Source organism: Bifidobacterium sp. 2450, assembly GCF_041900695.1.
GTDB classification, from domain to species: Bacteria; Actinomycetota; Actinomycetes; order Actinomycetales; family Bifidobacteriaceae; genus Bifidobacterium; species Bifidobacterium longum.
Genome location: NZ_JBHEEA010000017.1, coordinates 17080 through 43452, shown reverse-complemented (window position 1 = coordinate 43452; position 26373 = coordinate 17080). Strand labels below are relative to the sequence as shown.

Sequence of the window (26373 nt, the reverse complement as noted above, 5' to 3'; positions counted from 1 at the left end):
GAGATTTTGCGCACTTTGGTTTGGGCTTGAGATAGGGGCATGGCCCGTGTCCTGTGTACGATTTTCAGTCGCCAGACATTAGAAAACCGCGATTGGAAACGAGGGCACGAAGCCATGTCACAGCAGATTCTACAGGTCGACCAGGCCATGTTGGAAACCACCCTGGACCGGATGGTCCGCAAAAGCGTCGAGGAGACCCTGAACGCGATGCTCGACGCCGAGGCCGACGAGATCACCGGCGCCGCGCGCTACGAGCGCAGCGGGGACCGCAAGGCGTACCGGGCCGGCCACTACGAGCGCGACCTGACCGTCAAGGCCGGCAAAATGAGCCTGAAAGTGCCGAAACTCAAGGGCGCGGTGTTCGAGTCGGCCGTGATCGAACGATACCGTCGGCGTGAGGAGAGCGTCGAGGAGGCCTTGATCGACATGTACCTGGCCGGCGTCTCCACCCGCCAGGTCGATGATGTCAGCCGGCTCCTGTGGGGCGACCGCATGCCCTCGCAGACCCTGAGCGACAAGCTCAAGCGCGTCTATGCGGATATCGACGCATGGCGGGGCAGGCCCCTCGAACAGGATTACCCGTACCTGTTCATGGACGGCGTGTGGCACAAAAGGTGCTGGGGCGGGTCCGTGGAGAACGTGAGCATCCTGGTGGCCATCGGCGTCGGCATGGACGGGCGGCGCGAGGTGCTTTCGGTGGCCGAGGGCATGAAGGAGGACGCGGAAAGCTGGCGCGAATTCATCAAAGGCATGCTCGCACGAGGCCTCAAGGGCGTGAGACTGGTGACGGGAGATCGGTGCGCGGGGCTGGTCGCCGCCGCGGGCGAGCTGCTGCCCGATGCCCGCTACCAGCGGTGCATGGTGCATTTCGAGCGCAACATACTCGCCAGGGTCAACCCCGGGAACCGCGACTGGGCGGCCGACGCACTGAAGGCCGTGTTCTCCATGGAATCACGCGACAAGGCGTTGGAGAAGGCCGAATCCGTCGCCCGGGACATGGAATCCAGGAAACTCAAGGAGGCCGCCAAATGCCTGCGCGAGGGCATCGGCGAGACCACGACCTACCTGCTCGACGACTACCCGCGCGAGCATAGGCGTCGGATCCGCACCAACAACATGATCGAACGGCTCAACCGCGAGATCAGGCGCAGGACCCGCGTGGTCGGCTCGTTCCCCGACGGACGCAGCGCGTTGATGCTCGTCTGCGCGAGGGTCCGCTACGTGACATCCGACGAGTGGTCGACGCGCCGCTACCTCGACATGTCAAGGCTCGGTGAGACCGTACCAGCAGCGAACTGATCACCGCCACAGGGACGGGCGAAGACCAAAGTGCGCAAGAGTTCGGGCACTACCCGCGCTGTAGCCCCTGTCGCAATAGAAAACCCCTCATGCTGGAGGAGACAATCACACATCGTGATTCTCCGTCGCCTGAGGGGTCTTTCTATGCCTTTGACCGGTACGTACTCTCCAAGGGCGGCATGCTGTAACACTGACCTAGCGTTGCTCCTATGTCACAGGCAGCAGCCAGAACAGCAAGCCACCATCAGTCCGCCGCAATCAGTCCGCAAGATAGGCCTGCGCATCCAGCGCTGCGCGGCAGCCCATGCCCGCTGCGCTGATCGCCTGACGATAAGAACGATCCACGCAATCGCCTGCAGCAAAGATGCCTGGCGCACTGGTCACCGTGCTGGCACCCTGCACCACGACATACCCATCATCGTCACGGTCCACAACACCGGCCGCAAAATCAGTGGCTGGCGTATGGCCGATAGCCACGAATACGGCGTTGGTGTCCAGCGTGCTTTCTTCTCCGGTCACCACGTTACGTACGGCGATGCTGCTGACACTGGCCGGTGCTACAGCCGGTCGTTTGAGCGTCAAGCCAGGAATGGCAATAGGTGCACCGGTGTTCTGTGTGGGGGAGGAGGTGCCGGTAATGGAGGTCACCACTGTGTTGGTCATCAGAGTGATGGTCGGATTGGCTTTGGCTCGGTCCACCATGATCTGCGAGGCGCGGAAGCTATCGCGTCGGTGAATCAAGGTGACCGAAGAACCGAACCGGGTCAGGAATAATGCCTCTTCAAAAGCCGAATCGCCACCGCCTACGACCACAATAGGCTTGTTCCTGAAGAAGAAGCCATCGCAGGTGGCGCAGTACGAGACGCCATGTCCGGACAGCTCCTGTTCGCCGGGCACCCCAAGCTTACGGAATGACGACCCTGTGGCGATGATGAGTGCTGATGCCTCCAACTGGGAGTCATCGGAGAGCGTTACACGATAGGTCGGCTTGACCGAATCACTCTCACACGCCTCGATGGAAGAGACATCGTCTGCGATATAGGTTGTACCGAAGCGCTTGGCCTGGTCCTTCATGCGATCCATAAGATCCGGGCCAAGAATACCTTCCGGGAATCCGGGGAAGTTCTCCACCTCAGTGGTGTTGACCAACTGTCCACCTGGCGACAACGCACCAGTGACCATAACAGGATTGAGACCTGCGCGGCCAAGATAGATGGCGGCCGTGTAGCCAGCGGGACCAGAACCGATAATGATGACGTTATGTTTCACGTGAAACATTGTCACACCCTCATACGATATTCCGTGTCATTCAGCCAGACGCGAAGAATGGGCGGCACCGTCGAATGTATGCAAACGGTACCGCCCATTCTTGGGTCAGTCATCGGTATAGATGCCGATTAGAAGACCTCCACCTTCTCGATGTACAGCTGGTTCTGCGGCAGACTATCCGATGGCACCCACAGCAGCAGATCCTGCGTATTGACGGCTTTGGTGAACTTCACCTCAGTAGTGTCACCTTCAGCAAAGGTGAATTCGGCCACCTGCTTGCCTTGAGTGGGGTCTCCAGTGGTATTTGCGCGAATATAGCCCTTACCACCGGATGTGCGGATGGTGATAACCATGCGGTACGCATCCTGCGGCTGGTCAAGGTGCATGTAGTATGCGTACCCGGATTGGCCGCCAGGATTCGACAGGAAGTTGGCGCTGGAAATCGTAAACGCCGTGTTGTTCTCATGGTGCGGTTGCGGAACAGCGCCGGAATCCTTATCGCCGGACTTCTTGGCCTTGTCTGATGCCGAGTCCTTGGATTCGCTCTGAGTGGCATCACTCGACTTTGAAGAATCGTCAGTGGTGCCACCGTTCGTCGCGTTCTCGCTGCTACCAAATGGCACAGCGTCAGCATTGATATCAGGCCAGTCACCTTCACTGGAGTTGCTGGAAGCATCGGCAGGATTTTCTCCGGAGGATCGGAACGCATGCACTGCCCAAACAGCCGCTACCACTACCAATATCAGAGCCACAATGATGGCAACGACCTTGGTCGACAGTTTGCCGAACAGATGTTCATCGGGCAGCTTGCTGTCATCCTCGTCATCCGGCACATCCTTCGGTGTGAAGCTCGGGGGAATGGCGCTTACTTCGGCAATGCGGGCCTGCTCCTCTTCCAAGGCACGCAGCGATTCCTCACCGGGAGCCACAGCACGGCCGCTGGCGTCGAACACGGGAATACGACTGGTTGTCTCTCCCACGGTGGCATCGGAAATACCGCCGGTAACAATAGGCCCTGTCAACCGAGTATTATCACCCGGATCGCCGATGGGGGCCGGATTCATCTCGCTGTACCAGTCACCGGTGCCTTCACCGGAAAGATTTTCGTGCTCCCAGACGTCAGAAAGGTTGAAGTCAAACAGACGGCGGGCATCAGACTGAGACTGGTTGCCGTCAGCAGTACTGGACCCATCAGGCAGAGGAACCGGTGACATCGCGTGCGGAGCGGGGACGGCGGCCGGCTGAACCGGCAGGGAAGGGGTAATAGACAATTCCGGAAGACTGCTGCTGTTAATCAACGTGCTGGGAATAGGCACGATATCAGTCTCGTTGGCAGGCTTCAGTATCGTCTTGGTAATCGAGCAATCGCTTTCCACGCTCGGCAAAGCAATATCAGCATCGCTCAGTTCAGAGAGCGGCTTCCAATTACCCAACAAGGCGTCGAGTTCTACAAGGGCAGCCATTGGCAACGTATGCTCGTCGGGCTCGCTCAAAGCCAATCCACGCTTGCAAATCATGCGGAATTCGCCAGGGGTGTCTTGCGGCAAGGCACGCAGATTGAATGTGGGTGTCGCTTGGCTTGGCGTGCGTGTCAGCAGGGTATAGAGTAATGCCGCAAGCTGGCGAATCGCATACCGTTCAGGACCGTCCGTACGCAGATCGGTAGCGGACGTATCGGCCAGCATCGTGGCACATGGTGCATCGGCAATTTGCACACCGGAGGTAGTCACTCGAACGGTGTCGGTTGTGATGACGATGCCGCTGGGAGTATCTGCAATGACCTCGCGCAGCACGTTGGCGCATTCTCCGATAATCGACCGGATGGCGTTGTAGCTGAGCGGCTTGGCGGTATCTACCATGTAGTCAGTCAGGCATTGGCCGCTATCCACCGGCATGACAATGAGGAGTACGTCGGATTCCATACGGTATTTCAGTATGGGAATCACACGATCAGGGCGAGTGGCGGCGATGCGACCAGCGAGCTCATCGATTGCGGCGAAAGCGCTGCGATTGGTAATGATGAACAGCTGGCAATCCTTTGCCAGCACACGGTCGTTGGCTTTCCATGCCTGAATGCCAGGCTCCTCACGCAACGATGATACCAAGGTGTATCGGTTGAGAATCGTGTCTCCGAGTTGCGGTTTCATAGTGCGTTCGGCTCCGTGTGATTGGTGTTCGAGACTGGTCTTAGATATTCTACGTGCGGGGCTATCCTTGACGGGCTCCGTCTCAGGATTGATTTGCGTATCGTCGACTTTTTCCGGCTGGGCTGTCACAGCAACGTCCTCACTGGCCGGAGTCTTGTGTAGACGGGCCAGTATCGAGTGATAGGCGCTGATGAGTTCCGGGGTGTGCACCACCCACAACACAGCCACATATACTACGGCCAGCACAATGGTGAGCACCACGCAGATGGCCAGCGCAGACCACCAGCTCATGTGCCCGCCTACTGGTCGAATATCCGCGCCGAACAGTGCGACTACCGGTCGTTTGATCAGCCAGACCACAACTCCGGAAGCCAGCGCCGCCACAATGGCCTTGGCATATGTTCTCGTGATCTCCCGACCGCCAAGATTGCCTTCGAACTTGCGGCGCAACATCATCAATGTCAGCGGCAACGCCAGTAATCCACCGAGTGTCACCGAGCAGGCGATGCCGAGTACCCAATGCTCAGGAGGCAATACCGCCATGCCGATGATCATGGATATTGAGGTGAATCCATACTGCATCACCGCGGACAGGAAGGGGTGAAGGCCGTCCTCAAAGGCGTAGAACGTGCGCTGGATCAACAGGAACGCCGACCCCAATGGAATGCCCATAGACAAGGCGATAAGCGCATAGGAGATCAGCATAGTCTCGTCCATCGAGACGGACGGAAGCAATGCGCGGATGATTGGTTCGGGGAACACGACCATGGCGGCGGCGAAGAACATGATGAGCAGGCCTACATTATTCAGTGCGTTGACCAGGTCGTGCCGTGCCTCATCCAGATTCGCAGCTGCGATGGAACGGGAGATTTTGGGGAACATCGCCGTGGATACCGATACGGCGATGAGCGAATAGGGCAGGATGAACAGTGTGTACGCATTCTGATAGGTCGCGTTGCCTGCCACGCTGAACAGGCTGGCACCCGTCAGTTCGTGGGCGCGCTGCGGTGCGGATGTGGCGATACGGGTAAGGATAATGCCGCAGATCTCACTGGTGATCACCACGCCCAAAGAGCCTAACGCCACGGGACCCATAGACCTGAGTCCAAAGCCGCCAAGCCCGAAGCTGGGTTTGTACTTGAACCCGATACGGGCCAGCGGCAGGAACAGTATCAGCGCTTGGAAGGCCACGCCCAAAGTCCAGGTGCCTGCGGTAAGCGCGATTTTGTCGGCGGTCCAGAATTCGAGGGGCTGTTCATTGGCCTTGCTGAACAGCAGAATAAAACCAGTAAAACCGGCGCAACTAATAATGTTGGCACCGGTTGAGCTCCACGCATACGTGAGGAAATGGTCTTTGGCGGCCAGGATCTGACCCAATACCGTATACAGGCCGTAGAAGAACACCTGAGGCATGCACCACAGGGTGAACGAGGTGGTCAAGGCTATCATCTGGTGATTGTCGCTACCCACGTACAGGCGGGCAAGCAGAGGGCTGGCCGCCGCCATCACCACGGTCATGGCCAATAGGATGCCGATGACCAACGTAATCAGGCGGTTCAGTCGTTCTTGGGCGTCTTTTTCTTTCAACGTGCGCACGATCTGGGGCACCAGCACGGCGTTGAAGATGCCGCCGGACACCAGCGTGAACACGGATTGGGGAATCATGGAACCGGCCTGATAGGCGTTGGCCGCCAATCCGGTGGTGCCGATGGCCGCAGCGAGAAGAATCGTGCGGAGCTGACCGGTCACACGGGAAGCAGCAGTTCCCGTGGCCATGATCAGGGAATTACGACCTACGGTTGAACTCATTCGTCGGGGTCCTTCTTCCGATGGAACTGCCGCCACAGGCCGATAACGCCCAGTAGCACGGCGAAGCCGATGATAATGAAGCCGCTGGCATCACTGATGCGCATAACACTGGTGATCGCGGTGTCCTGCGTGTTGCCGAAGCTGTTGCCTTCCCGGTCGGTCAACGACACATGGGCCGTCGATGAGCCGGAAGTGGAAACGCGGATGGTGAAGGTCACCTGAGCGTCGCTATGCGCGGGAATATCGATGTCAGCGGTTCGCGAGGTGACGATCTGCATGGAGTCAGTCAGTGAATTGACCTGCACGCTGACGGCGTAGGGAAGGTCATTGCTGACGGTGATTGGCATTTTCGCGGATTCGCTGAACACGGATATTGATTCCGATAGGTTGATGCGTACGCCGTTCAGAAGATCGCTGGCCAGTGTTTTCGCGGCTTTGACCATGGCTTTTCGCGTGGCTGTCGGCTGGGGGGAGCCAGACATGGACCGCAGCGCCATATCGTCATGCAGCACCAGTAAAGAGCCAATCCATTGCGTCGGATCGTTGCTATGCGAGGCGGTGTCATTGGCGTCCTGCCGGGCCAGGGCCTGCGGGTCCAACGACGAGACCTCGTCGGAATCAATCTCGTTCCTCAATATGGAGGTGGCCATGCGCATGATGTCATGCCGGCTGTCGGCCAACTGTCTCAATGCCGACCGGGTATTGGCGGTGTTGGCATCATCGGCCTTGTCGGGATTGACCGAATCGCTGACATTGTACGGATCGGCCTTGGCCATGGTCTTCAGGTCCGTCAGATTCAACCAAGACGCCTGCTCGAAGGCACTCATCACCTGATCTATCCAGCTGGCCTCCGTGGTGCGGGAGAACGTCATAAGCAGGTATCGGGATGTATAGGGCTGTTCCATCTGGTAGAACGCGCTCTGAGCGACCAGTCGGGCCAACCGACCGGCATCGCTGGACTCGGCCTGCGCGTCCGTGCTGGTGGCTTGGCCCTTGGCCAGCGTGCCCAAGGTCGATTGCTCCTTCAGCACGGTGACATCGCCGGCAGGCGTATCCACCACGTAGGTGCCTGTGTGTACGGCTTCAGTCTGGTCGGCATCGAAAGAGGCATCGGCAATCACCGTGTCATAGCCCTGCTCGCGTGCTGCGGTCAGCGCATCCAACGTCCAACAGTTGTTGCCCTGCCATGCGTACGCGGAGGGTGTTTCGGAGTCGCCTCCGTCGGCATACCATGCGGCCGCCTGCTTGGCGTTCCACTGCTCAGTGGTGATGCCTGCCTTTTCGTAGGCCGCGGTATCACCCAGCGCGGTATAGGCGGTGATGTCAAAGTCGGCGGGCTGCATGATGCCGGCAATGGACGGTTGCACTGCGGACTGACGCCAATACAGAGGATCCGCGATCACTTGCAGCGAGCGGTGCTTGGCGAATGTCTGCCCAAGGGATCGCGCGGTATCGGCATCCTGCTCGGATAAGGATATGGCTTGCGTATCAGTGGCTTTGGCCGCGTTGCTGGCATCGGCGTTATCGGACTTGTCGGTCTTGTCCGTGCTGTTGGACTTGGACGATGTTGATGTCGAGGAAGTGGTGGTTTCGGCGATGCGATTGCTGATGGCCTTATTATCGACCTGCCAGCTGCTGGCGGTGTAGGGCATGGCCACGGTCAGGTTCATGGCCGGTGTTGTCGCGGTGTTGAGCCCATCCGAAGATCGGGTCAGAAAACTCGGCAAATCGGCGAGTATCTGATTGCCAACGATATACGACAGCATCAGTGGTTTCGGTCCCCAGCTCCCTATGGAGGCAAGGGTCTGCTGATTGGCGTTCACCTCGACGGTGACGGTGGCAGTGCCGCCGGGGGGAATCGATGGCACGTCAACGGAACCCAACTCGTTGGGGGTGGGGATGGGGGCGTTGTTCTCGGCCCAATTCTGAATATCGGTGCGCGAGACAAAGGTGAACAGCGTATTGGTGGTCAGGTGCAGTGTGCCGCTTGACGTGGCCGTGCTGTCCGTATTGCTGATGACCGCGGTGACATGATAGCCCGATTTGGAAGTGACGATGGGGGTGCTTTGCGTGATGGCAATGCTCTGCTTGGGCTGATTCTCGGTCTGATTGCCCGTTGCGTCCGTCGTATCGTTCGCGTAGGCGGTCAATGGAGCGGCCAGCATCGCCACAACGGCGACGCCAGCCGCCAGTGCGTGTGCTAGACGTGTGCAATGTCGTAAGACTCCGGGTAGGTTCACTCGTTTGCCTGCCTGTTCTTCTTCCTGGCATAGAGCCACGCGATTTTGCGTTCGTTGGGATAGCTCAACACGTCATCCAAATCTTCAAAACGTACCCAGATGGCGTCTTCCGCCTCATGATCCGGGTCTCCTTCCACCGTCAGTTTGCCGCCGGTCTGTTTGAGCGCGAAGTGATGGACCAGCTTATGCACGCGCTGCGTGGTGCCGGTGAACCAGTAGTCGATGGTGGCGATGGAATCGATCACCTCGCCCAGGATGCCGGTCTCTTCACGCACTTCGCGCACAGCGGTCTGCTGCGGGGTCTCGCCTTTTTCGATATGCCCCTTCGGCAAGCACCATTCGAGATGGCCGGAGCGGGAATGACGGGCGATAATGGCCACGCGGTTCTGGTCATCGAAAATCAGACCGCCTGCCGAATATTCGCGTACGACCGGCAGTTCCTGGGCATCCAGTGAAGCGAATGTGGTCGGACCGTCCGACGTACGGCGTTGCGGCATCATGGCCGGAGTCGGGCCGGATGGCGTCACCGGTTCTACCGGCACTGCCGGTTCCGGCGAGGCAACATCCGCGGACGGATGCCGACCGAAGACCGTAGCCGGCGTGGGATGCGCTGACGTTACGGGCCTCACTGGTGCTGCAGACGGCATGGTAGCCGGTGCTGCGGCCGGTGCGGTACGTGCCGCAGGCGGCATCAGCACGTCGCGCGGAGTCGGTATCGCTGTGGTGTGCGCGGCGGCGGCCTTGGCGACCGCAACGGCAGCATCTACGGCCGCGTGAGCGGTCGCCGCGGGATCGTTCGTGACGATGGTTACGGACGTTTGTGCCGTGGCGATAATCGGCTCGACCTCGGCAATCGTCTCGGCACCGGCCTCGCCGGCGATACCATCAGCCTGCCCCTCGATAGTGCCGCTGGTAGTGGCGATGGTGACGGTGGCATGCATGCCGAAGACGGTGGCCGGTGTGGGCATCATCGGCTTCGGTGCGGGCATGTCGCTGGCGGCGTCCGATATCTCGGATTCGGATGGTGCGGGTGTGGCGGGCGTTGCGGGTGTGCCGGGCACACCGGAATGTTGCGCAGTCGGTACTGCGTCTACTTCGTCTTGATGAACGGCCTGATTGGTGGAGTGGCTCGCGGTGCCGCCGACATCGGAAGAATCGCCCGAATCGGCGGAATGACGCGGAGTTTCGGACGTATACAGCAGGTGGTCTTGGGTATGGCTATCCGCCGAATCTGGTGTTTGCCCCAGCATGCGGGCAAGGTCGGCGGGCGTAATCATATTCTCCACCTTACTCAACCCCGTGTGCAGGTGGGGTAACGGTATGCTGGTAGGGCAGAAAAACGTCGCACGCGGGAAGGTGTCCATTGGATTTCGAAGTATGGCCCGAAGCCATCGAACTTGGTCGACTGTTCGCCGAACAGGGTTACGAGCTGGCATTGGTCGGCGGCCCGGTCAGGGATTTGCTACTCCATAGAAAGAGCCACGATTTGGACTTCTGCTCATCCGCACGGCCTGAGCAGTTCGAGCCGATACTGCGCCGGTGGGGGCATGACGGCTTCTGGGACATGGGGCGCAAGTTCGGCACGCTGGGTGCCATGCGCCGCCGCCCGGACGGCACCGAGGTCAAGGTGGAGGTCACCACCTATCGCTCCGACACGTACGATCCGGACTCGCGTAAGCCCGAGGTCAATTATGGCGACACGCTTGAGGGCGACCTGTCCCGCCGCGACTTCACCGTCAACGCGATGGCCCTGCGCGTGCCCGACCTGCAATTCGTGGACCCGTTCGGTGGTGCCAGTGATCTGTCCAAGGGTGTGTTGCGCACGCCGGTGGACCCGCGACAGTCCTTTGACGACGATCCGTTGCGTATGATGCGCGCCGTGCGATTCGTGGCCCAGCTGGGCTTCCGTATCGCGCCGGACGCGGCCGAGGCGATTACCTCGATGCGCGACCGCATCGACATCGTATCCGCCGAGCGTGTGCGCGACGAACTGACCAAACTGCTGCTCTCCGACCGTCCGCGCGCCGGCCTTGAGGCGTTGGTCGAATCCGGTCTTGCGGACATCGTCTTCCCGGAGATTCCGGCCCTGCAACTGCAGATTGACGAACACCACCGCCACAAGGACGTCTTCGAGCACACGATGATTGTGCTCGAACGTGCTATCGCCCTGGAAACCGGCCCGGACGGCCCGGTGCCCGCCCCCGACCTGACGCTGCGCTTGGCCGCCGTGATGCACGATATCGGCAAGCCGAAGACCCGCCGGTTCGAGCCGGGCGGCAAGGTGAGCTTCCACCACCATGACGCGGTGGGTGCCAAAATGACCCGCAAGCGCTTGAAGGCGCTGCGTTTTGACCACCATCTGGTCGAGGACGTCTCAGAACTGGTGAATATGCACCTGCGCTTCCACGGCTATGTGGACGAGCCGTGGACCGATTCGGCCGTACGCCGGTATGTCAAGGATGCCGGGCACCTCTATGAGCGGCTGAACAGGCTCACGCGTGCGGATGCCACCACACAAAACAAGCGCAAGGTGATGATCTTCTCCCAGGCCATGGATGAGATGGAGGAGCGCGTCCGCGAACTCAAGAAGAAAGAGGACTTCGACGCGATCCGCCCGGATCTGGACGGCAACGAAATTATGGAGTTGCTGGGCCTGGAGCCCGGCCCGATGATCGGCCGCGCCTACAAGCACATGCTGGAATACCGCTTGGATAACGGTCCGGTGGACCACGATGTGGCCGTCGAAGAACTCAAGCGCTGGTACGCCGAGATTCAGTAGTCCGATACTAGTCCGATACCAAAAAACCGTACGCTGAATACGTGTCAGCGTACGGTTTTTCGCGAAGATGAAGCTGTATGCGCCTTACTGCGCCGTGTATGCGTCGTGTTTGGTGTCGGCGGGCAGCTTGGTCATGCTATCGGCGGCCTTGCAACCCTCGATATTGGTGATGGTCTTACCGGATTGCGGGGAGGAGTTGGTGTCCTGCAGATCGTTGAACGTGGCGCCGATGACCACATCGATGAGCTGATCCTCGCGAGCCGTCATGATCATGGTGGCGTCGGTGAAATTGCCGATCAGCGTATACGCCTGATTAATGGCGTTCTTGCCGAAGTAGATGGTGGTGCGTTCAACGTCGGTGCTGGAATAGTTATCGATTTTTTGCACGCTGAATCCACGATTGGCCAAAGCTTCACCCACGGCCTTGGCGAATTGGCCGTGAGAGGTGCCGTTCATCACGCGAATGCCGACCGAAGCGTTGGACACGTATTGCGCTTTGCCGCTGCTGTCCTTGACCGCGCACGGCGCCGCGTTGCCATAATTCGGCTGGCTGGCCGGAGTCTCCACTTCGCCGAGGCCGAAAACGTGGAAATTGGACAGTAGGGCTATGACCAGCACTACTGCCAATACCGTGCCGCTGATGGAAAAGACGATGGTCTGGCGGCGGCGCACGTACGTCTTGCGGGCTTCACGTTCATCAACCTGATACGTCATCGGTGGACTTCTTTCATGGGTCGGGTGGCTGGTTGCTACCTTAGCGTCACTGTCTGACGCTGATATTGGGGTGTTCGGGAGATTTGGCTCGAATAATACGATCGACCACAGCCGTATCGCGCCACACCTCGATAATGCGTTGTGCTGCTGCCTCGTCGGCGGCGAAAGCGACCACTGAGGGGCCGGATCCGGAGACGAATGCATGGCTGGCACCCGCCTGCGTGGCGGCGTCGATGGCCTGCCCGCTGCGGGGATGCAGGCTGATTGCCGCAGCCTGCAGATGATTGCGGTCGCCTTCTGCGGCTCCCACGATGTCAAAGGTGTGGTAGACCTCAGGAGTGCTGAGTTGCGACTGGTATGCGCCGACCAATACTTCGCCGCTGAATCCCTGTTCTATCAGCGCCAGCTCATCGCGGCTGCCGGGGGCGATATCCGTGATGCGTTCGCCGAAACCGGTGCCGTATGCAAGGCCACCGGTCAGGCAGAACGGCATGTCCGCGCCCAACGTGGTGGCAATGGTGCGCAGGCGCTCTATGGGCCAGTTCAGCTCCCAGAGACGATTGACCGCCAGCATGGTCGCCGCGGCGTCGGCTGAACCGCCGCCTAGTCCGGCACCCACGGGAATGCGCTTGGTGATGGTCAACGCCACATCCGGCTCGCGCTCGGCCGCCTGGGCCATGGCGAAGAGGGCCAGTACCGCATGGTTGCGGCGCATGTCGCTGCGTGAGGAGGCCAAGTCGCCCAAATAAGCGCCTTCGAGCTCCAGAGAGAATCCTGCTCCGGGTTGCTTGGCGGTTGCGGTGACGGTGTCGTATACGCCGATTGCGCAGTAGATGGTGTCCAGTTCGTGGCGTCCGCCCCATTCGTCGTGAGCAGGTCCCACTTCCAAGGTGAGATTGGTTTTCGCCGGGCAATCCACCGTAATGGTGATGGGGGAGAGCTCATCGGACTGATGCCGGGCAGCGGCTGGGCGTGGATGTGAGATTACCGGACTCATTGTGCCTCATCTCCATCTCCACACGATTCGATGGCCTTGGCCAGAGCGGTGAATTCGGCGATGGTGAGCGTCTCTCCTCGACGGGTCGGATCGATGCCGGCGATGGAGAATGCCTCGGAGGGCGCAATGGTCTTCAATGCCGCGTGCAGGGTCTTGCGACGCTGACCGAATGCCGCATCGATCAGACGAAATACGAGTTCCCGTTGTGTGCCGTCGTCTGTGCTGTTCGCAGTTCCCGGGGCAGCCGGGTCATCGGCCTGATAGCGGGTGAATTTGACGAGCGCGGAATCCACATTGGGAGTCGGCCAGAACACATTGCGGCCGATGGTGCCCACCCGTTCGGCGGTGCCATACCAGGCGAGCTTCACGCTCGGCGTGCCGTAGATCTTGGAACCGGGCTTGGCGGCGAGTCTGTCGGCCACCTCTTTTTGCACCATCACCAAGAACGAGCCGAGGTTGTCGAAACGCTCCAACAGCGTGAGCAGAATCGGCGTGGCCACGTTGTACGGCAGATTGGCGACCAGCGTAAACGATGCGTCATCGCTGAAATCAGGCACGTTCTCCGGGGTGACGGTTAAGGCATCCCGATTGACGACGGTGAGTCGTGACGTGGCTTCGGGCATGAATTCGGCGACTGTGCCCGGCAGTCGTTCGGCCAGCGGCGGATCGATTTCGACTGCGGTCATGGTGGCGCCGGTTTCCAGAATCGCCAGCGTCAACGATCCCAGGCCGGGGCCGACTTCCATGACATGATCGGCAGCGGTCACTCCCGTCTCGCGTACGATACGACGGACCGTGCCGGGGTCGATGACGAAGTTCTGCCCGAATTTCTTGGTGGGGCTGATGCCGGCATCGGCCGCGATACGACGGATATCGGCGGCACCTAACAGGTGACCGGTGGCGGGAATGGTGTCGTTCATAAGCGTGTGTTCCTTGTGGGCTTCGTAACCGATCAGTACCAACCGATTTGTTCGGAATGTTGCCATGCCTTGGACGGGCTGCCGTAGGCTTGTGCGATGTACCACAGACCCCAATCGATCTGTACGGCGGCATCGTCACGGTAATTGGCACCGAACGCAGCCATTTTGTCTGCTGGTAGCGACTGAGGAATGCCGTAGGCACCGGAGCTCGCGTTTTCGGCATACCACAGCCAACTGGACTCGCGGGTCCATAGTTTGACCAGACAATCCCAGTCGTTGCCTGTCCACCCGCGCTGCGCGGCGGCACCGGCGGCATAGGCCTGAGCCTGGGCTACGGTCGCATGCCAGAGTCGACCGGAAGGCGTGGTGGTTGTGTCTGAATCGGAGCCAGAAGAGCCGGAATTGTTGTTCGTACCGCCGCCGGTGTTACCAGTGTTGCCGGTGTTATCGGAGTTGCCGGTGTTGCCGGAGTTGTTGCCGCCGGTGTTGCCGGAGTTGTTGCCGCCGGTGTTGCCGGAGTTGTTGCCGCCGGTGTTGCCGCCGGTGTTGCCGGCATTGTTGCCGCCGGTGTTGCCGGCATTGTTGTTGGACGACTCGTGCTGATTGTTGGAACCGGAATCGGCCTTGCCGTTATCGGCGGAGTCGGATTTCTTATCGGAACCTTTATCGGGACCCTTATCGGTATCAGACTTGGCGGCGCCCACGGCGATGATCTGATCAATGGCCATCGAGGTGACGGTCTCCGATTTCAGCGTCTCCGATTCGGCCACGCCATCCACATAGGTGACGTCGTACACCTGCGTCTTCTCGCCGTTGACGCCCTGCTGGCGCACCTCGGCCTGCCCTTCAGCCAGATTCGGGTCGATGATGGTCTGGGTGGAGAACGGAATCATGGACGTGCGCGTCTCCTCGCCGTGGGTCACGCGGCATACGCGCAGAATGGTCTCGTCGCCGTCTTTCTCAACGCTGACGCGATCCTCCTTGTTGAGCACGATGCCCTTGGAATCGAGGATGGAGGCGGCCGGCAGCTTGCCATTGGGGGCCACCGAGCTTTTGCCGTCGGCGATGACGGTGACCGGCCCGGACTGGTTGATCACCAGGCCGCCGGTGAGCTGGTTGTACACGTTCTTGATGTCGACGGTGATCTTCGCGGCGTTGTTCTGGTTTTCCTCGAAAAATCCCAGTAGCTGGTCGGCGCTGGTGGCCACGGTCCAGAACGGCACGGCGGTGCCGTCGATGTTGATAGTGGTCTGGTAGGCGGACTGTACGGTGACCACGGCATGATTGGCGAGCTGGTCGCCGGACGAGGTAGTGACGATATCGTGGGTCTTGATATCCACCCCTTGTTCCTCCAGAAGACGGGTGGCCGTCATCGCATATGTGGTGACTTGGGTGGTTTGCCCGTTGATGTTGAGGGCCACGGATTTACGTGCGGTGAACGCGAATGATCCAGCCAGCGCGATGCTGGTCGCCGCGATACCAGCGATTACGCGGATGCGACGCAGTGTAACAAACCGCTGCGGGGTCCAACGCCGTGCCATTGCCGTACTCTTCCTGCTGGGTGAACGATTACGCCACCCATCGTAACGGTTGTTCCGGCCCGTACTACGGTTTCGCCGGCCACCGTCACCATTCCTGCTCGTCAGATTGTTCTGAGCTCAAAAAAAGAAAAGAAAAAGGGGGCGGGAGAGAAGGGGATGTTCCCGCCCCCTTGAAGGCGCGGAGCTGGTTGGGGGACGCTCCGCCCTCATTCCAGGAAGCCCATAATTGGGGGAAGGCTCCTGGAGACTTACCCAAGGTAAGAATTGTATGCGTAGAAAAGTCTACGTATCACATAATACGCCATTTTTCTGCGCGACGAGCCTCTTGTCGGGATCGAACCGACGACCTGCCGCTTACAAGGCGGCCGCTCTGGCCATCTGAGCTAAAGAGGCGATTGTTCTTAACGCGTAAATCGTTGCGAACAAATGACTAGTATACCGGTACTTCCCGAGTGGTCAATTTAAGCCGAGCCGCAGGCGGTATTGCATATGTCGCGGCGTCAACTCATTCGGCCACGCAGCATCAGGAGGCGACCGAAATCGGCTTTCCGCTGGCACCGATGGATGGCATTTTGCCTTCCACTCCTACCTGGTCAGCATCCAACCCAATGGACTTGAGGAAGCCGTCCACCATATTCGTGTCCGCCAGCGTGAGCTGCTTCAGATCCCAGTATTCGCCGTTGATGGTGAGTGTGGGGGAGGAGAAGGCACCGGAGCTGTTGAACAGTTCGGGGCGCAGGATCGTGTAGTTGTTGGAGGCGGTGAGCCAGTCGAGGTATTCGTTCTTGCCGCTGAACGCCGCGGCGGCCACATCCTCGCTCACGCCGGCCTTGACGGCCTGCTTCTCCAGCTTGGCGTTGCTTACCGGCTCGTAATTGGACAATTCGCCCGGCTGGAAGTCCTCAGCGTAGATGTTGGAGAGGTAGCTCATGAGGTGGGCGGGATCGTCATCATGCTCGGCAATGTAGACGGCACCGTTGAACGCGCGGTTGGAGTAGTTGTCGGAGCTCTTGTTGTCCTGGAAATTGAGGAAGTGCAAATCGATGTTGAGCTGGCCGGCGTTCATCAGCTTGACGAGCGTTGGGTCGAGCTGGCGGTTCACCGAGGCGCAGCCGGGGCACAGCGGTTCCATGTAGATGGATACGGTGGGAGCCCCCTCGGCTTTCTGGCCATACCCTTTGTTGGAGATTACGAAGCCGGCCTTGTCGTCGGCGTTAGCCGGCTGGGTGCTGACTTTCTTGAGCTTGCTGTAGGCCTCGTCCACAGTCATGTTGCTTTGCTGGTTACTGCTGCTGGTGTTGGACGGCCGCATAGCCTTGTATACGGCGAATCCAGCGATGGCCACCAGCACCACAATAATGGCCACCACAATGCAGCCGATGATGGTCTGCTGCTTACGCTCCTTGGCTGCCTGTTCGGCCCGTGCCTGTTGTGCGGCCTGTTCAGCTGCGCGACGTTCAGCGCGAGTAGCACGCTTGGCTTGGTGCTTCTGATCTGACATGGATATCCCCTTGAGATCGCTTCGGTGTTTGGCCCCATCATAATGACCAGTCCTGAGGAAGACCGTGCTCAGATTAGCTGGAAGGTGAATTCCCTGTAAAAGTGTGATTGGTGTAAGAGGGAGGGCTGCGGCCGAACTATGCCAATGGAGTCCAGCTAATGGGCATACCTAGCAGCGGCAGTGCGCAGAGCGCCAGCGTAACGATAATCCAAATTGTGAACAGTGCCGTGCCGCGACCACCTCGTTCGGTGGTCGGCGTTGCGGGGGAACCATTCGCCGGCAACGGTGTCACAGGCTCCTGACGTGTGCTGGTGATGCCGCGCAGTACGCCAGCGCCGAGGCGAATCATAGCTGACTGTGGTCCGAAGACGGTGATGAGCCAGCCGATAGCCATGAATCCGGCGAGTGTCAGTCCGCACATGGAGAATGGCACATCATCAAGCAGTGGAATCGGAATGCTCCGGTCTGCGGTGAAATACCAGGAAAGCTCGTGTACGGGAAGTCCCATGAGCACTGTGGTGACGACGATACCGGCGAGATAGACGATAGCCAGCAGTAGCAGTCTTGGCGCTGACAGCAGCAGGGCCTTGACGATATGCCAAGGCAATGTGGCCACGCGAATCAGCGAATCAGAGTTTTTGCGCTCGCCGCCGCGCCGGCCTTCACGTTCCAGCTGAGGTTCGGTGTTGTACGCCAGCGTCAATAGCAGCCAAAGCAGTATTTCGGCCACAATGAGGGCGATGAGCGGGAAACTTGCGGCCAGCACGGCTACCGGCACGGCAAGCAGAAACAGTGGCAATACGCCGTTATGCAAATACATTCCGCGGCGCACATCCGCGGGATTGGGCGCAGGCGGGACCTGCATCAGTGCCTCGGTGGGCACGGATTGCGCGGCTTGGTTGATGACGTGCTGCATGGCAGGGCGGATCGCTGAATCCACCGCTGTGTTATTCACGCCAGCCGGATTCCACCCGTTTTGCCCGAATGAGACTGGTTGCGGCGCTAGCTGAGGGATGGGCTGCGGCACTGGTTGTGGTGTGGGCAGCACGGCGGTGCGTTCAGACAGCGGCGTGGTCGGGGCGACCGGTGGCTCATTGCTTATTGGCTCAGTACGTTCGACGTCAGGGTGTATCGCCTCGGTGGCGTTTTCGGCGGTGCTGCCTACTAGTTGTGTTGCCTCATCATCCTGACGCCAGATGGCCCGCGGATTATCGCTATCCGCGTCGGCGGTTGCGCCAAAAGGGGGCATCGCCTCGGTTCCGTCAGTCGTAGCTGTGGCGATTGTGGCGGCCGAACCGGCGACGGCCCCTGCGGCGAATGGACCGGCTTGCGTGCCTTGCCAGACGTTGGGATCCAGAGCGTCTACGGCGATGGCATTCAAGAGCTGATCTGGCGTGCAGCGTTTCGACCGATCGGGGTTGAGCGCTGATCGGAACGCGGCCATCGTGCTGGCCGGCAGCCCGGTGAGATTCGCGTTGCCTGATGCTTCACGCTCCAGCACCGCCATCATCGGCTTGGTGCCGAATACCGGTGCGCCGGTCGCGGCGAAGGCGAGCACAGAGGCTACGGACCACCAGTCGGTCATTTCATCTGATTCAGCCCCTTCAATAATTTCGGGGGCTATGAATCCGGGTGTGCCCATTACCAGTCCAGTGCGGGTCACGTGGCTTTCCCCCTCGCCCATGGCGATGCCGAAGTCGACCAGCACCGGGCCGGCTGCTGAGACCATCACATTGGTGGGTTTGATGTCGCGGTGGACGATGCCGGCTGCATGTACGGCTTTGGTGGCGTCGATGAGCTTACGGGCCAGACGTTCCAGATCGTCGCCGATATAACGGCCGTTGACCTCCACGTCTTCCTTGAGATTACGGCCCTCGATGAGCTCGGTGACGATGAACGCCAACGTATCGTCGAGTTCCATATCCACAATGCCGCATACGCCCGGATGATTGACCTTCTTCAGAGCCATTGCCTCACGACGTAGGCGCTCGCGCGGCGTGATGTTGGGTTTGAGGTCCGGGTCGTGCGCTGCCGTGCTGGCGGAGTTCGGGGTTCCCGATTCGTCGGCCAGCGAATCGCGCAGGATCTTCATGGCATAGGTGGTGCCGCCATCGTCGCGTACACGCCATACCGATCCCATGGCGCCCGCGCCGAGTCGGGAGACCAGTGTGTATCCGCCAACCACTTCGCCCGGTTCAAGATTCAACGCGTTCAAATCGCTCATGCCCTCCATCCTAGCTTGGTGGCGTCTTTGGGGTGGTGCTTGGGCGCTCAGCGACAGAAATTTGGGTAAAGATGCCGTTTACGTATCAAGAAGTGCCATTTACGTCATATTGGATGGGTCATGGGCACGAATGTGGTAGCAGATTATGCGCTCGAAATGACAGGATAGGTGTGCGGGCGGGTACGGGCCAAGCGAATCTGCCACCCTAGAATCATCGGCATCAAGGATGTGTCGGCGTAGCAACCCGATGGAGAGCCAGGCAGACGTATCTCATGCGATGACCACGGTGCAAGGCAGTATCGTGCAATCGCTGATCGAACTCGATGAAGATCGGACTCGGATGCCGCAGTTTGGTAAGAAGCAAGGAGGAGAAACACCATGCTGCAGATCAACATGGCCGACGTCATGAACGTCGTTGGTTCGCTGGTCCCCTATCTGGTGGTTATCGGCGTGCTGCTGGTATTGGCCATCATCATCACCTTTGCCGTCAACAAGAAGACGGTCAAGAACGTGGGCTCTCGCAAGCTCATTCGCTCTGAATCCTGGATTGTCGCCCTGGTGGGCATCGTCGTGGCCATCTCCATGATGCTGTCCGGTCCGCTGTCGACGCTGCTCAACAACGCGACCCTCACGAAGTACATGCTGTCTGACGCTACTGTTTCCAAGGCTAATGAGCTGGCCAAGGAAGTGCAGTCGGAAGCTATCACCATGCTGAAGAACGATGATTCCAACCTGCCGTTGAGCAACAAGAAGGTCAACGTGTTCGGTTGGGGCTCCACCAACCCGGTCTATGGAGGCACCGGCTCCGGCTCCATGTCTGACCAGTACGACACCGTTTCCCTGCTTGATGGTATGAAGGAAGCTGGTCTTGAAACCAACGCCGATCTGAGCAAGCTGTACACCGACTACCGTGCGGACCGTCCGGTTGTTGCTATGTGGGCCCAAGATTGGACCCTGCCTGAGGTCCCGGCCGACCAATATTCCGATTCGCTGATTTCTGACGCCAAGAGCTTCTCCGATGAGGCTGTTGTGGTGATCACCCGTGTCGGTGGCGAAGGTGCTGATCTGCCGACCAACATGAAGGCCGAAACCATTACCTACGAGAACAACTCCAAGGATTATGATGACTTCCGGGATGGTGAGCACTTCCTGCAGCTGAGCAAGACTGAGCACGACATGATTGACCTGGTCACCAAGAACTTCGACAAGGTCACGCTCGTCTATAACGGTGCAAATGCTTTCCAGTTCGACTTCCTGAGCAACTACCCGCAGATCAAGTCCGTGTTGTGGTGCCCGCCTGCAGGCCAGACCGGCTTCTCCGCACTCGGTGACGTGCTCGCTGGCGAAACCAACCCGTCCGGCAAGACTTCCGACACGTTCGTTAAGGATCTGACCAAGACCCCAGTGTTCAACAACACTGATGGTGCCGCTGCTGCCAGCTCGTCTTCCGTTGGTGCCAATGGTGCATTCGTCTACGATAACGCCGACGATCTGGCCGCTAAGTACACCGGCTTCACCGGTCAGGAAAGTACAGTGCTTCCGTCCTTCGTCAACTATGTCGAAGGTATTTATGTGGGTTACAAGTTCTATGAGACTGCAGCCGATGAAGGTCTGATCAACTACGATGACACGGTCATCTATCCGTTCGGTTACGGCTTGTCTTACACCAGCTTTGAGCAGAAGATGGGTGACGTTTCCCACAAGGACGGCAAGGTCACGTTTGATGTGACCGTCACCAACACTGGCGACACCGCCGGCAAGGACGTTGTTGAGGTCTACTACAACCCGCCGTACACCGATGGCGGTATCGAGAAGGCCTCCAAGAACCTCGTCGCTTTCGAGAAGACCGGGAAGCTTGAGCCGGGCGCCTCTGAGACTGTGAAGATCGAGTTCGATGATGACGATATGGCTTCCTATGACAACAAGAATGCCAAGGCTTGGGTGCTGGAGAAGGGTGATTACGCCATCTCCATCCAGTCCGATTCCCATCATGTGATCGATTCCGAGAAGATCAACGTTGCTGACACCATCACCTACGACTCCGAGTCGAACACCCACAACGATGATCAGACCGTGGCTACCAACCAGTTCGACTATGCCGCTGGCGATGTGACCTATCTGTCCCGTGCCAACCACTTCGCGAACTACGCTGAAGCCACCGCAGCCCCGACCAACTTCTCCATGAGCGACGAAGTCAAGGCTGCTTTCACCAACAACGGCAACTATGATCCGACCAAGTATAACGATGATTCCGACGAAATGCCGACCCTCGGTGCCAAGAATGGTCTCCGCTTGGCTGACATGTACGGCAAGGATTACGACGATGCTGATTGGGAGAAGCTGCTTGACCAGCTGACCTTCGATGATATGGACAACCTCATCGCCAACGGTGGCTACGGCACCCCGGCCGTCTCCTCCGTCGGCAAGATCCAGCTCATCGATGCTGACGGTCCGGCCTCGCTGAACAACAACTTCACCGGCGTTGGCTCCATCGGCTTCCCGGCTTCCACCGCATTCGCCTGCACTTGGAACAAGGATCTGGCCAAGCAGTTCGGCGAGATGATCGGCGACATGGCTCATGACATGCACGTTGCTGGTTGGTACGCTCCGGCTATGAACATCCACCGTGGCGCTTTCTCCGGCCGCACCTTCGAGTACTTCTCTGAGGACCCCCTGATCTCCGGTGTTATGGCTTCCAACGAGATCGCCGGCGCTAAGGAGAAGGGCGTGTATTCCTTCATGAAGCACTTCGCTCTGAACGATCAGGAAACCAATCGTACTAACATGGTGTGCACCTGGGCGGACGAGCAGTCCATCCGCGAGATCTACCTCAAGCCGTTCGAGATGAGCGTGAAGGAAGGCGGCGCTCAGGCCGTGATGAGCTCCTTCAACTACATCGGTTACACCTATGCCGGTGCCTCCAACAACCTGCTGAACACCGTGCTCCGTGACGAGTGGGGCTTCAAGGGCTTCGTTCTGACCGATTACTTCGGCGGCTACGGCTACCAGAATGCTGATCAGGAGATCCGTAACGGCAACGATTCCATGCTGGCCACCACCAAGATTACCAACCACATCACCGACAAGTCCGCCACCTCCGTCAAGGCGATGCGCACCGCCGCCCACAACATCCTGTACACCACCGCTAACGGTTGGCAGTACGAGAACGGTGAGCCTAAGGTTGATACCCCGGTCTGGCGCATCGCGATGTACGTGGTCTGGGGCGTGACCGCTGTCCTGGCAGTCGGCCTCGAGGTCCTGACCATCATGAAGTACCTCAAGCGCCGCAAGGCCGTGGCCGCACCGGTTCCCGCCGATGCACCGACCGAGGCCTGAGAGAACAGATACGCTAAGACCTAGTGCTTAGCGGATATGCAGCCCCCTCTGACGAGGGGGCTGTCTCGCGTATGTGAGACTGGGGGAGAGAAGCCGCGAGAAGAAGATAATCAAACGGTAACGATTCCCCGCACCATAGTTTTATGCCTCTCCCAACCAATTGTGCGTGCGAAACGACAGGTTGTGTAATGCGGGCAGCGCGGCCCGGGCAAACCTGATTCAATCAAACTAGCGACGAATCGTGTGCAACTTCAGGCACTTCGTGGATGCGGTGCCAGCAGTGTGGCGCAAGACGGTTCGTCAGACAGCCGTACAACAGTGCAAGGGAGAACGATATGGAACTTGAAGAACTATCGGTCGCCGAGAAAGCCGCGATGCTCTCAGGTGGCTCCGAATGGGATTCCCGCGGCAACGAGAAGGCCGGCATTCCCAGCTTCGTGATGAGCGACGGCCCCCACGGTGTGCGCCGCCAGCTCGGCGAAGGCGACCATCTGGGTCTGGGGTCATCCAAGCCCGCCACCTGCTTCCCGACCGCCGGCACCGTTGCCAGCTCCTGGGATCCGGCGCTCGCCGAAGAAATGGGCAAGGCACTTGGCAACGAAGCGCACGATCTGGACGTGAATGTGCTGCTCGGTCCAGGCCTGAACATCAAGCGCAACCCGCTGTGCGGCCGCAATTTTGAGTACTATTCCGAAGACCCTATCGTGGCCGGTCGTATGGCAGCCGGTCTGATTCGCGGCATTCAGTCCAACGGTGTTTCCGCCTGCCCGAAGCATTTCGCGGTCAACAGCCAGGAGCTGCGCCGTCAAGCCTCCAACTCCGTGGTCGATGAGCGCACGATGCGCGAGATTTACCTGACCGCGTTTGAAATCGCCGTGCGTGAGGCCGCGCCGATGACCATCATGACTTCATACAACGAGATCAATGGCGTTTACGCGCACGAGAACAAGCACCTGCTGCAAGACATCTTGCGCAATGAGTGGGGTTTCGATGGCATGGTCGTTTCCGACTGGGGCGGCTCCAACTCCGCCGTGGCCGCGGTCAAGGCCGGTGGCTCGCTCGAAATGCCGAGCCCCGGCTACACCTCCGTGCGCGAACTCGAAGGCGCGGTCAAGGCCGGCACCTTGTCCGAGGCCGACCTCAACGCTCGTGCCGCCGAAGTCGCCAAGATCGCACATTGGACCAAAACCGAAGGCGTTGGCCGCAACGACCTGCTCAAAGATGCCGTCGCCGCTGCGCACCACGAAATCGCTCGCAAGGTGGCCGAGAACTCGTCCGTGCTGCTCAAGAACGCTTCCGCCACGCTGCCGCTGCAGTCCGGCACTTGTGTGGCCGTAATCGGCGACATGGCCAAAACCCCGCGATTCCAAGGCTCCGGCTCTTCCAAGGTGAATGCCACTCGCGAAGAGAACATCCTTGATGAGCTCAAGAACGCCGCAGCAACCACCGGCGTGACCGTGGCCGGCTACGCGCAAGGCTACGACCGCCAAGGAGCCAAGAACCAGACGCTCATCGACGAAGCCAAAACGCTCGCCGCCGCCGACACCACTGATGCGGTGATCGCCGTCGTCGGCCTCGACGAGCGCAGCGAATCCGAGGGCCTCGACCGCTCCACCATGGCGATTCCGCAAGCGCAGAACGATCTGGTCGACGCCCTGACCGCCACCGGCAAGCCCGTCATCGTCGTGCTCGTGGCCGGCTCTCCGGTCGAGCTGCCATGGTTCGACGCCGTGTCCGCAATCCTGTACGTCGGCCTGTCCGGCCAAGCGGGCGCATCCGCCACCGTGCGCGCCCTGACCGGCCAGATCAACCCATCCGGTCACCTGGCCGAAACCTGGCCGATTAGTTATGTCGACTGTCCGTCCGCCGGCTGGTACCCGGCCATCGGCCGCGACGCCATCTACCGCGAGGGCCCGTTCGTCGGCTACCGCTACTACGAAACCGCCAACGTGCCGGTCCGCTTCCCGTTCGGCTACGGCCTGAGCTACGCGACCTTCACCTACAGCAACCTGACCGCCGATGAGACCGGCGTCCAGTTCACCGTGACCAACGATTCCGACGTGCCCGGCGCCACCGTCGCCCAGCTGTATGTGACCGGCCCGTCCGACGGTGTGCTGCGCCCTGCCCGCGAGCTCAAGGGCTTTGCCAAGGTCCAGCTCGACGCACACGAATCCAAGACCGTGCGCATCGAATTCGACCGCTACACCTTCCGTCACTTCGACACGGCAGCCAACGCATGGCGTACCGAATCCGGCGTATGGACGCTGGCTGTCGGCTCCAACGCCGAAGACCTGCCACTGACCTGCGAATTCGCGGTCGCCGGCGACGTGGACGCCACCCCCGCCGACCCGGCGCTCGGCCACTACCTGACCGGCGACGTCAAGCACGTGACCGACGCCGAAATGGCCGTGCTGTTCGGTCACGAGGTCATCGCCCCCGGCAAACCCACGACCTTCGGCGTGAACGACCCGATCTCCAGTTGGGTCGATTCCAAGGGTCTCGTCGCCCGGACCATCGCTAAAACTCTGACCAACCGTGAGGCCAAGACTCGCCAGAAGACCGGCGCACCGGACCTCAATATGCTGTTCATCCTCAACATGCCCCCTAGGGCCATGAGCAAGATGACCCAGGGCATGGTCGACTCGACCATGGTCGACGCCATAGTCAAGATCGCCAACGGCCACACCTTCCGCGGCCTCGGCGGCATCATCGCGGGCTACTTCCGCAACCAATCCGCCAACAAGCGCACCGCAAAGGAGCTGAACAATGACTGACACCAACGCCGCCCCCAACGCTCCCGGCGAGGCCGCCGAAGAGCAGCAGCTCGGCCCAATCCGCCATTGGATCAAGAACCACCCGACCATTTGGGAGTTCATCCTGTTCAACGTGCTGTCCAACATCTCCACGATCTCCCGTTTCGTGGTCACGTGGATTGGCACTGCGATTTTCGTCTCCGCGATGGGCATCACCGCGCCGTTCCACTTCCTGATCTTCAACTATCCGGAGTCCGGCAACGGCTTGGGTGGATTCCTCACCTTCCTATTCGCCGAGGTCATCGCGCAGGTGGTCAACTTCTTCGTGCAGATGAAGTGGGTGTTCAAGTCCGATTCCAGCTTCAAGGACGCTGCCTGGAAGTATGCGATCCTCGCCGTGGTGATCGTGGTCGTCAACCTGGTGCTGCCGGGCTACGTCACCTCCCTGTGCCAAGGCTGGGGCATGAACGCCGGAGTGGCCGGCACCATCGCCTCCATGGTCAACACTCTGCTCGCCGTGATTGTCAGCTACCCGCTGCTCAAGTTCTGGATCATGCCGAAGAACAAGTGAGCCCCCGCGAACTTACGATTTCCCCGTAATCCTTTTCTGGCTCGGCCGGATGCCCATGTGGACATTCGACCGGGCCTTTTGGCGTCATGCGGAGTGACAATCGCGAGATTGTGGGTTTCAAGGGTCAAAACAGCCCCTCGAAACCCAAGATGGCGGTTGCAGGGCGGTTGAGGATCAGTCGAAGAGCGGTTTAAACGCAAATGTGAACAATGTCACATGTGATTGGGCGGGTCGCTGCACGCCGATTTTCGGGGGTGCATGGGAATGGCGGAA

General features: G+C 59.6%; 15 protein-coding genes and 1 tRNA gene. 5 read left to right on the top strand and 11 right to left on the bottom strand.

All coding sequences use genetic code 11. The annotated features are described in order from the left end of the window. Positions 1-114: 114 nt before the first annotated feature. The gene (locus tag ACEUKI_RS09165; protein WP_131218582.1) at positions 115-1299 is read left to right on the top strand and encodes an IS256 family transposase; all 1185 of its coding nucleotides are present in this window, start codon (positions 115-117) and stop codon (positions 1297-1299) included. Between the two features lie 258 nt (positions 1300-1557). Here the strand turns inward: ACEUKI_RS09165 and ACEUKI_RS09160 are convergent, their stop codons facing one another. The 4 genes from ACEUKI_RS09160 to ACEUKI_RS09145 all read right to left on the bottom strand — a co-directional run bounded on the left by ACEUKI_RS09160 (position 1558) and on the right by ACEUKI_RS09145 (position 10041). Continuing rightward, positions 1558-2577, bottom strand: coding sequence for an NAD(P)/FAD-dependent oxidoreductase (locus ACEUKI_RS09160; protein ID WP_181896126.1), 1020 nt, complete (start codon positions 2575-2577; stop codon positions 1558-1560). A gap of 119 nt (positions 2578-2696) precedes the next feature. After that, positions 2697-6524, bottom strand: coding sequence for a lipid II flippase MurJ (locus tag ACEUKI_RS09155; RefSeq protein WP_374156764.1), 3828 nt, complete (start codon positions 6522-6524; stop codon positions 2697-2699). Next, entirely contained in the window at positions 6521-8689 is a 2169-nt protein-coding gene (locus ACEUKI_RS09150; RefSeq protein WP_374156766.1) for a DUF6049 family protein, read from the bottom strand. The genes ACEUKI_RS09155 and ACEUKI_RS09150 overlap by 4 nt, the downstream gene beginning before the upstream one ends. Positions 8690-8760: 71 nt before the next feature. Further along, a complete protein-coding gene (locus tag ACEUKI_RS09145; RefSeq protein ID WP_179133552.1) occupies positions 8761-10041 on the bottom strand; it encodes an NUDIX hydrolase in 1281 nt (426 codons plus the stop codon). 86 nt (positions 10042-10127) lie between these two features. Between ACEUKI_RS09145 and ACEUKI_RS09140 the strand changes: the two genes are divergently transcribed. Then, entirely contained in the window at positions 10128-11543 is a 1416-nt protein-coding gene (locus ACEUKI_RS09140; RefSeq protein WP_080785686.1) for a CCA tRNA nucleotidyltransferase, read from the top strand. An 84-nt stretch (positions 11544-11627) separates the two neighbouring features. Here ACEUKI_RS09140 and ACEUKI_RS09135 read toward each other — a convergent pair whose 3' ends face one another. The 7 genes from ACEUKI_RS09135 to ACEUKI_RS09105 all read right to left on the bottom strand — a co-directional run bounded on the left by ACEUKI_RS09135 (position 11628) and on the right by ACEUKI_RS09105 (position 19449). Then, the gene (locus ACEUKI_RS09135; protein WP_080785687.1) at positions 11628-12257 is read right to left on the bottom strand and encodes a LytR C-terminal domain-containing protein; all 630 of its coding nucleotides are present in this window, start codon (positions 12255-12257) and stop codon (positions 11628-11630) included. A 46-nt stretch (positions 12258-12303) separates the two neighbouring features. Then, a complete protein-coding gene (locus ACEUKI_RS09130; RefSeq protein ID WP_080785688.1) occupies positions 12304-13254 on the bottom strand; it encodes a 4-(cytidine 5'-diphospho)-2-C-methyl-D-erythritol kinase in 951 nt (316 codons plus the stop codon). Then, entirely contained in the window at positions 13251-14174 is a 924-nt protein-coding gene (rsmA, locus tag ACEUKI_RS09125; protein ID WP_080785689.1) for a 16S rRNA (adenine(1518)-N(6)/adenine(1519)-N(6))-dimethyltransferase RsmA, read from the bottom strand. Before rsmA ends, ACEUKI_RS09130 begins: the two co-directional genes overlap by 4 nt. 32 nt (positions 14175-14206) lie before the next feature. Beyond that, on the bottom strand, positions 14207-15715 hold the full coding sequence (locus ACEUKI_RS09120) for a G5 domain-containing protein (protein WP_374156763.1): 1509 nt from the start codon (positions 15713-15715) through the stop codon (positions 14207-14209). A gap of 319 nt (positions 15716-16034) precedes the next feature. Next, positions 16035-16108 (bottom strand) — tRNA-Thr (locus ACEUKI_RS09115). 130 nt (positions 16109-16238) lie between these two features. Beyond that, positions 16239-17216, bottom strand: coding sequence for a thioredoxin domain-containing protein (locus tag ACEUKI_RS09110; RefSeq protein WP_080785691.1), 978 nt, complete (start codon positions 17214-17216; stop codon positions 16239-16241). A 136-nt stretch (positions 17217-17352) separates the two neighbouring features. Beyond that, positions 17353-19449, bottom strand: a complete 2097-nt coding sequence (locus ACEUKI_RS09105) for a serine/threonine-protein kinase (protein WP_080785692.1) — start codon at positions 19447-19449, stop codon at positions 17353-17355. 369 nt (positions 19450-19818) lie between these two features. Here ACEUKI_RS09105 and ACEUKI_RS09100 point away from each other — a divergent pair, with 369 nt between their 5' ends. From ACEUKI_RS09100 to ACEUKI_RS09090, 3 genes are all read left to right on the top strand, one after another. After that, positions 19819-22776, top strand: coding sequence for a glycoside hydrolase family 3 protein (locus tag ACEUKI_RS09100; RefSeq protein WP_115769878.1), 2958 nt, complete (start codon positions 19819-19821; stop codon positions 22774-22776). A gap of 335 nt (positions 22777-23111) precedes the next feature. After that, on the top strand, positions 23112-25550 hold the full coding sequence (locus ACEUKI_RS09095) for a glycoside hydrolase family 3 C-terminal domain-containing protein (RefSeq protein WP_374156762.1): 2439 nt from the start codon (positions 23112-23114) through the stop codon (positions 25548-25550). After that, positions 25543-26100: a GtrA family protein gene (locus ACEUKI_RS09090; protein ID WP_144169296.1), complete on the top strand. Its 558-nt coding sequence runs from the start codon at positions 25543-25545 to the stop codon at positions 26098-26100. Before ACEUKI_RS09095 ends, ACEUKI_RS09090 begins: the two co-directional genes overlap by 8 nt. Positions 26101-26373 lie beyond the last annotated feature (273 nt).